Origin of the sequence: Corallococcus sp. AB045, from assembly GCF_003668895.1 — a bacterium.
Lineage (GTDB): Bacteria > Myxococcota > Myxococcia > Myxococcales > Myxococcaceae > Corallococcus > Corallococcus coralloides.
Genome location: NZ_RAWN01000136.1, coordinates 21,171 through 27,170, shown reverse-complemented (window position 1 = coordinate 27,170; position 6,000 = coordinate 21,171). Strand labels below are relative to the sequence as shown.

Annotated in this window: 4 protein-coding genes and 6 tRNA genes; 1 reads left to right on the top strand and 9 read right to left on the bottom strand. The window is 65.9% G+C overall.

Going from position 1 to position 6,000, the window contains the following annotated elements; all coding sequences use genetic code 11:
* Positions 1–131: 131 nt before the first annotated feature.
* The 5 genes from clpX to D7Y21_RS27810 form a co-directional block, all read right to left on the bottom strand.
* Complete coding sequence (clpX, locus tag D7Y21_RS27830; RefSeq protein ID WP_014394869.1) at positions 132–1,415, bottom strand: ATP-dependent Clp protease ATP-binding subunit ClpX; 1,284 nt, start codon at positions 1,413–1,415, stop codon at positions 132–134.
* A gap of 232 nt (positions 1,416–1,647) precedes the next feature.
* The gene (gene clpP / locus D7Y21_RS27825) at positions 1,648–2,268 is read right to left on the bottom strand and encodes an ATP-dependent Clp endopeptidase proteolytic subunit ClpP (RefSeq protein ID WP_120549147.1); all 621 of its coding nucleotides are present in this window, start codon (positions 2,266–2,268) and stop codon (positions 1,648–1,650) included.
* Positions 2,269–2,315: 47 nt separating this feature from the next.
* A complete protein-coding gene (gene tig, locus D7Y21_RS27820; RefSeq protein ID WP_121716765.1) occupies positions 2,316–3,593 on the bottom strand; it encodes a trigger factor in 1,278 nt (425 codons plus the stop codon).
* A 103-nt stretch (positions 3,594–3,696) separates the two neighbouring features.
* Positions 3,697–3,778 (bottom strand) — tRNA-Leu (locus D7Y21_RS27815).
* Positions 3,779–3,907: 129 nt separating this feature from the next.
* Positions 3,908–3,980: transfer RNA gene (locus D7Y21_RS27810), tRNA-Lys, on the bottom strand.
* Between the two features lie 333 nt (positions 3,981–4,313).
* Here D7Y21_RS27810 and bet point away from each other — a divergent pair.
* A complete protein-coding gene (bet, locus tag D7Y21_RS27805) occupies positions 4,314–5,390 on the top strand; it encodes a phage recombination protein Bet (protein ID WP_121716763.1) in 1,077 nt (358 codons plus the stop codon).
* A 95-nt stretch (positions 5,391–5,485) separates the two neighbouring features.
* Here bet and D7Y21_RS27800 read toward each other — a convergent pair.
* The 4 genes from D7Y21_RS27800 to D7Y21_RS27785 form a co-directional block, all read right to left on the bottom strand.
* Positions 5,486–5,559, bottom strand: a tRNA-Arg gene (locus D7Y21_RS27800).
* 20 nt (positions 5,560–5,579) lie between these two features.
* Positions 5,580–5,653, bottom strand: a tRNA-His gene (locus D7Y21_RS27795).
* Between the two features lie 93 nt (positions 5,654–5,746).
* Positions 5,747–5,820: transfer RNA gene (locus D7Y21_RS27790), tRNA-Arg, on the bottom strand.
* A gap of 40 nt (positions 5,821–5,860) precedes the next feature.
* Positions 5,861–5,934: transfer RNA gene (locus tag D7Y21_RS27785), tRNA-Pro, on the bottom strand.
* Positions 5,935–6,000: the final 66 nt, after the last annotated feature.

Sequence of the window (6,000 nt, the reverse complement as noted above, 5' to 3'; positions counted from 1 at the left end):
AAAAAGCGTGGCCCGCCCCCACGCTCGGAAGGCCCCCTTGGAAAGACAAAGGGCGCGCCCCGGTCCAATGACCGTGACGCGCCCCGTCATCCCCGTCAGGCTCTTGCGAGCCCCTAGAGGATGAGTTCGCTCTAGGCCGATTCCTTCTTCGGCTCGGGTGTCTCCTTGTTGTCCTGCGAGTGCAGGACGACGGGCTCGCTCTTCTTGAGGATGACCTCCTCGGAGATGAGCACCTCGCGGGCCGTCTTGCGGGACGGGATTTCGTACATCACGTCCAGCATGGCCGTCTCCAGGATGGAGCGCAGGCCGCGAGCGCCCGCCTTGCGGCGGATGGCCTCCGACGCGATGGCCTTCAAGGCCCCGTCGGTGAACTTCAGCGACACGCCGTCCAGCTCGAAGAGCTTGCGGTACTGCTTGGTGAGCGCGTTCTTGGGCTCGCCCAGGATGTTCACGAGCGCGCCTTCGTCCAGCTCCTCCAGCGCGGTGATGATGGGCAGACGGCCGATGAACTCCGGAATCATGCCGAACTTGAGCAGGTCCTCCGGCTCCACGTGCTTGAGCAGCTCACTCAAGTTGCGCTGCTTGCGCGATTGGATCTCCGCGCCAAAGCCCAGGCTGCGCCCGCCCAGGCGCCGCTCAATCACCTGCTCCAGGCCGCCGAACGCGCCGCCGCAGATGAAGAGGATGTTGGTGGTGTCCACCTGCAGGAACTCCTGCTGCGGGTGCTTGCGGCCACCCTTGGGCGGGACGTTGGCCACCGTGCCTTCGATGATCTTCAGGAGCGCCTGCTGCACGCCCTCGCCGCTCACGTCGCGGGTGATGGAGGGGTTCTCCGACTTGCGGGCGATCTTGTCGATTTCGTCGATGTAGACGATGCCCCGCTGCGCACGCTCGATGTCGTGGTCCGCAGCCTGGAGCAGGTTGACGATGATGTTCTCCACGTCCTCACCGACGTAGCCGGCCTCCGTGAGGCACGTGGCGTCCGCGATGGTGAAGGGGACGTTGAGGATGCGCGCCAGGGTCTGCGCGAGCAGCGTCTTGCCGGAGCCCGTGGGGCCGAGCAGCAGGATGTTGCTCTTCTGCAGCTCCACATCGTCCATGGCGACCTTGGACTCGATGCGCTTGTAGTGGTTGTGCACCGCCACGGAGAGCGTCTTCTTCGCGCGCTCCTGGCCCACCACGTACTCGTCCAGCACGGCCTTGATTTCAGAGGGCCGGGGGATGCGCAGCTTGGTGTCCTTGGTCTCCTCGCGGTCGATCTCCTCCGCGATGATGTCGTTGCACAGCCCGATGCACTCGTCGCAGATGTAGACCGTCGGGCCCGCGATGAGCTTCTTCACCTCCTTCTGCGACTTTCCGCAGAAGGAGCAGCAGAGGGTCTGGTTGTCTCGCTTCTCCACGTTCTTACCCGCCATGAAATCCCTCGCTGCGCCTGAAAGGCCCCAACCCGCTTCGCGTCCGGTCCCCTGCCCCCACCAATCTAGTCAGCCCCCATCCGGAACGTCCACGCACCTTCCGGGTACTTAACAAGGGGAAAATAGCGGTGACGGGAGAAACGCGAAGGCCGGAGGCGTGGGAGAAGATTCCCAGCACCCCCGGCCGCCGACCGGGTGCCTGACGCCCCGGTCTGTTCGGATGTCAGTGTGTCTACTTCTTCTCTTCCGGCTTCACCCCGACGACCTTCCGGGGGTCCTGGATGGAGTCGATGATGCCGTACGCCTTCGCCTCCGTGGCGCCCATGAAGTAGTCGCGGTCCGTGTCCTTCTCCACGCGCTCGATCGTCTGGCCGGTGTGCTTGACGATGAGCTCGTTGAGCTTGGCCTTCATGCGAAGGATTTCACGGGCCTGGATTTCGATGTCCGTCGCCTGGCCGCGCGCGCCGCCCAGCGGCTGGTGGATCATGATGCGGCTGGAGGGCAGCGAGTAGCGCTTGCCCTTCGCGCCGGCGAGCAGCAGCACGGCGCCCATGGAGGCCGCCTGCCCCACGCAGATGGTGGAGACGGGCGCCTTGACGTACTGCATCGTGTCGTAGATGGCCAAACCGGCCGTCACCGAGCCACCGGGCGAGTTGATGTAGAGGTTGATGTCCTTGTCCGGGTCTTCGGACTCCAGGAACAGGAGCTGGGCGACGATGGCGTTGGCCACGTCATCGTCGATCTCCGTTCCCAGCATGACGATGCGGTCCTTCAGGAGCCGGCTGTAGATGTCGTACGAGCGCTCACCCCGGTGGGTCTGCTCGATGACGTAGGGGACGGGCATGAAGGGCATGTCGGATGGACCTCTAGAAGGAACTCAGAAGGCTTGAGGAAAAGACCTCAAGAATACTTCGCCCGGCCCTTGAGGAATTCAATCGTCTTTTCCTCACGGAGTCGCAGAGACAACCCAAGGCGCTCGTCCGGGCCCTTGAAGTACTTCTTCACCTGGGCGACCGGCTGGTTGGCCTCGATGGCCAGGTCCTCGATGCGCTTCTCCACGTCCTCGTCGGACGCCTGGATGTTCTGCTGCTGGGCAATGGCCTCGAAGAGCAGCGTGCCCTTCACCTCCAGGGTGGCCTTCTCCCGCATCTCGTCGCGCAGGCGGTTGAAGTCCAGGCCCAGCTGGCGCGGGTCGATGCCCTGGCGCTGCATCTGGCGGAAGGCGCCCTCCATCATGGAGTCGATGGCGCGCTCCACCATGGCGCGGGGCACGTCGAACGGGTTCTTCTCCAGGAGCGCCTTGATGAGCCCGTCGCGCTCGTCCACGGTGGCCTGGTTCTTCTTGGCCTTCTCCAGGTCCGAGCGAACCTTGGCGCGCAGTTCGTCCGCCGTCTGCGCGACGCCCGTCTGCTTGGCGAAGTCGTCGTTGAGCTCCGGCACCACCGCCTTCTTCAGCTCCTTGACGGTGATGTGGAAGACGGCCGTCTTCCCGCGGACCTCTTCGGCCTGGTAGTCCTGGGAGAAGGTGTACTCCACGTCCTTGGACTCGCCGACCTTCACGCCCGCCAGCTGCGGGATGTTGCCCTGGATGAGGTCGCCGTCCTGCACGCGCACGCCAATGCCGTCCGCCTTGCTGCCGGGGAACGCATTGCCGTCCACCTTCGCCTCGAAGTCGATGGTGACCTGGTCGTCCTGGGCCGCGGTGTCGCGGTCGGTGACGGGCTCGATGCGGCCCAGGTTCTGGCGCATGTTCTCAATCTGCTGGTTCACCGCGTCGTCCGCGACGGCGGTGTCCACCTTCGTCAGGGACAGGCCCTCGAAGTCCTTGGCCTCCACCTTCGGCTTCACCTCGACGCGGGCCTCGAAGCTGAAGGGGGCGCCGGGCTTGAGGCCGGAGTTGGTGACCTGGGGGGAGGCCACGGCCTCCACCTTGTGCTCGCGCACGGCGTCCAGGTAGGCGCGCTGCACGACGCGCTGGATGACGTCGTCCTCCACCTGCTCGCGGTACTTCTGCTCGAGGATGCGGCGGGGAACCTTGCCCTGACGGAAGCCGGGCATCTTCACCTGGCCGCTGAGCGCGGTGTACGCGCGGTTGAGCTCCTCAACGACGCGGGCGGAGTCGACCTCGATGGAGAGCTTCTTCTCGATGGGAGAGAGCTCTTCGACCTGGACCTTCATGCGGGCCTCGCTCGCCGCCTCCACGGGCTGTACGTCCCGGGGCGGCAACCGGAAAGTGGGACGTGCGGCTTTAGGGGATAGGCACGAACGGGTCAACGCGAAATGGGCGAGGAGGGACTCGAACCCTCACACCTTGCGGTACCAGATCCTAAGTCTGGCGCGTCTACCAGTTTCGCCACCCGCCCGACGCGTCGTGCGACCGTCCTACCGCGAAACGTCCGTGGGGGACAGGGCCTTTCCGGCGCGCGCTTCCCGGTGAGGGAGTGCCGGAAAAGACACAGGGCCCCTTCCGTTTCCAGAAGGGGCCCTGCGAGTGAGAGCGGAGGGAATCGAACCCACAACCTATGGATTAAGAGTCCATTGCTCTGCCAATTGAGCTACGCTCCCGGCTTTGCGTTCGGCCGCGTTGGCTGCGCGACGTCCGAGGTGGCGCGGTGAATACCGGTCGCCGCCCGCCCTGTCAAAACGTTTTTGCACCCCCCTTTCATTCTCCGCGTTGGAACCGGATGCCTGGCGTGCGGCCGTCCGTCCCCGCGTCCGGGAAGCGATGCGAAGGGGCGGCCCGGCTCGCATGTTGATCCACGCCGCGATTCGCGCTGCAGGCCTGTAGCAGGGTCCCCTCCGGGCCCCTGCCTCGCCGGTCGTGCGCCGTGTTCCCGCGGCAACCATGTGGGCGGGCGAGGGTCGTCCGCCTTTTCGAGCGGTGCTGGAGACACAGTGATGGATGCGAATGTGAAGGCGGAAGGAACGACGTCGCCGCAGGGCGCGGCCTGGAACCGGGAGCGGGTGGACCTGGTGAAGCGGACCATCTGCCCCCGGGGAATCAGCGAGGACGAGTTCGCCCTCTTCATCGAGCAGTGCAAGCGCAGCGGGTTGGATCCGCTCCTCAAGGAAGCGTTCTGCGTGGCGCGCCGCCAGAACGTGGGCAACCGCGAGCGGCCCAACTGGGTGACGAAGTACGAGTTCCAGCCTTCCGAGGCGGGCATGCTCGCCCGGGCGGAGCGCTTTCCGGACTTCAAGGGCATCCAGGCGAGCGCGGTGTTCGCCGAGGACGAAATCGTCGTGGACCAGGGCAAGGGCGAGGTGGTGCACCGCTTCAACCCGGCCAAGCGCAAGGGCGCCCTGGTGGGTGCCTGGTCGCGCGTGGTGCGCGAGGGGAAGCTGCCGGTCGTCGTGTGGCTGGACTTCTCCGGCTACGTCCAGCAGACGCCGCTGTGGGCCAAGATTCCCACGACGATGATCGAGAAGTGCGCGCGCGTGGCGGCGCTGCGCAAGGCGTACCCGGAGGCCTTCGGCGGACTGTACGTGCGCGAGGAGATGCCGGCCGAGGAGTACGACGCGCACGACGAGCCCGCGCCCGCCTCCGGTTCCTACGAGGTGCTGGGCTCGAAGCCGGGCCCGGTGAAGGCGTCCTTCCCCACCCTGGCCCCCGCCCCCGCGGAGGCCGCCAAGGCGGCGCGTGCGCCGGAGAAGGAGGAGCCCCGGCTGGACGTGGACGTGCCATTGGCGCCGGCCAAGACGGTGGCGGCGGTGCCCGTGGCCCAGACGCCCGAGCGTCCGAAGGCGAGCGCGGTGGTGGTGGCGTTCGGCCCCTACAAGGGCAAGACGGCGTCCGAGCTGTCCGACGACGAGCTGAGCGAGACCATCGACCTGGCGCACGAGAAGCTGATGGAGCAGCCCCGGGCCAAGTGGGCGAAGGCCATGCGCGAGAACCTCACCGCGCTGGAGGCTGAGACGGAGCTGCGCTGCCAGGTGCCATCCGCCAAGGACCGCGCCGGGACGAACCCGGAGGCCTGAACTCCCGCGTGACCGCGAAATGAACAACGCCCGCGTCCCGGAAGAGGGGCGCGGGCGTTTCGCTTTCAGGCCACGAGGGAGCTGGGAAAGGGAGTTGCGCCCAGAGGGACTTGAACCCCCAACCCTCGGCTTCGAAGGCCGATGCTCTATCCAGTTGAGCTATAGGCGCGGGCGAAGCGAGAGAAGAAGGGCGAATGACCGGGATCGAACCGGCAACCTCCGGAGTCACAGTCCGGCGCTCTAACCAATTGAGCTACATTCGCCGTCACTTCACACATCACGGCTTTAAAGGCGGCGGTCTCCTACCGTGGAAACCGAGGCTGTTCAAGGCCCAAAACCAACTGCCAGCAGATTTGCGCCCCAGGCAGGGCTCGAACCTGCGACCCCCGACTTAGAAGGTCGGTGCTCTATCCAGCTGAGCTACTGGAGCTGGTCGACAACAACGCTGCTGATACCCACGGCACTTCAAGTCGGGGCGAGAGGATTCGAACCTCCGACCCCCTGCGCCCAAGGCAGGTGCGCTACCAGGCTGCGCTACGCCCCGAGAAGTGCTGCATTCTTCGCCTAACGCGGACGGACGCGCAAGCTTGCTGTTCCTGACGCCCGCCCG

Coding starts and splice junctions, on each gene's coding strand:
- clpX (WP_014394869.1), bottom strand. CDS start 1,415: ATGGCGGGTAAGAACGTGGAGAAGCGAGACAACCAGACCCTCTGCTGC.
- clpP (WP_120549147.1), bottom strand. CDS start 2,268: ATGCCCTTCATGCCCGTCCCCTACGTCATCGAGCAGACCCACCGGGGT.
- tig (WP_121716765.1), bottom strand. CDS start 3,593: ATGAAGGTCCAGGTCGAAGAGCTCTCTCCCATCGAGAAGAAGCTCTCC.
- bet (WP_121716763.1), top strand. CDS start 4,314: ATGGATGCGAATGTGAAGGCGGAAGGAACGACGTCGCCGCAGGGCGCG.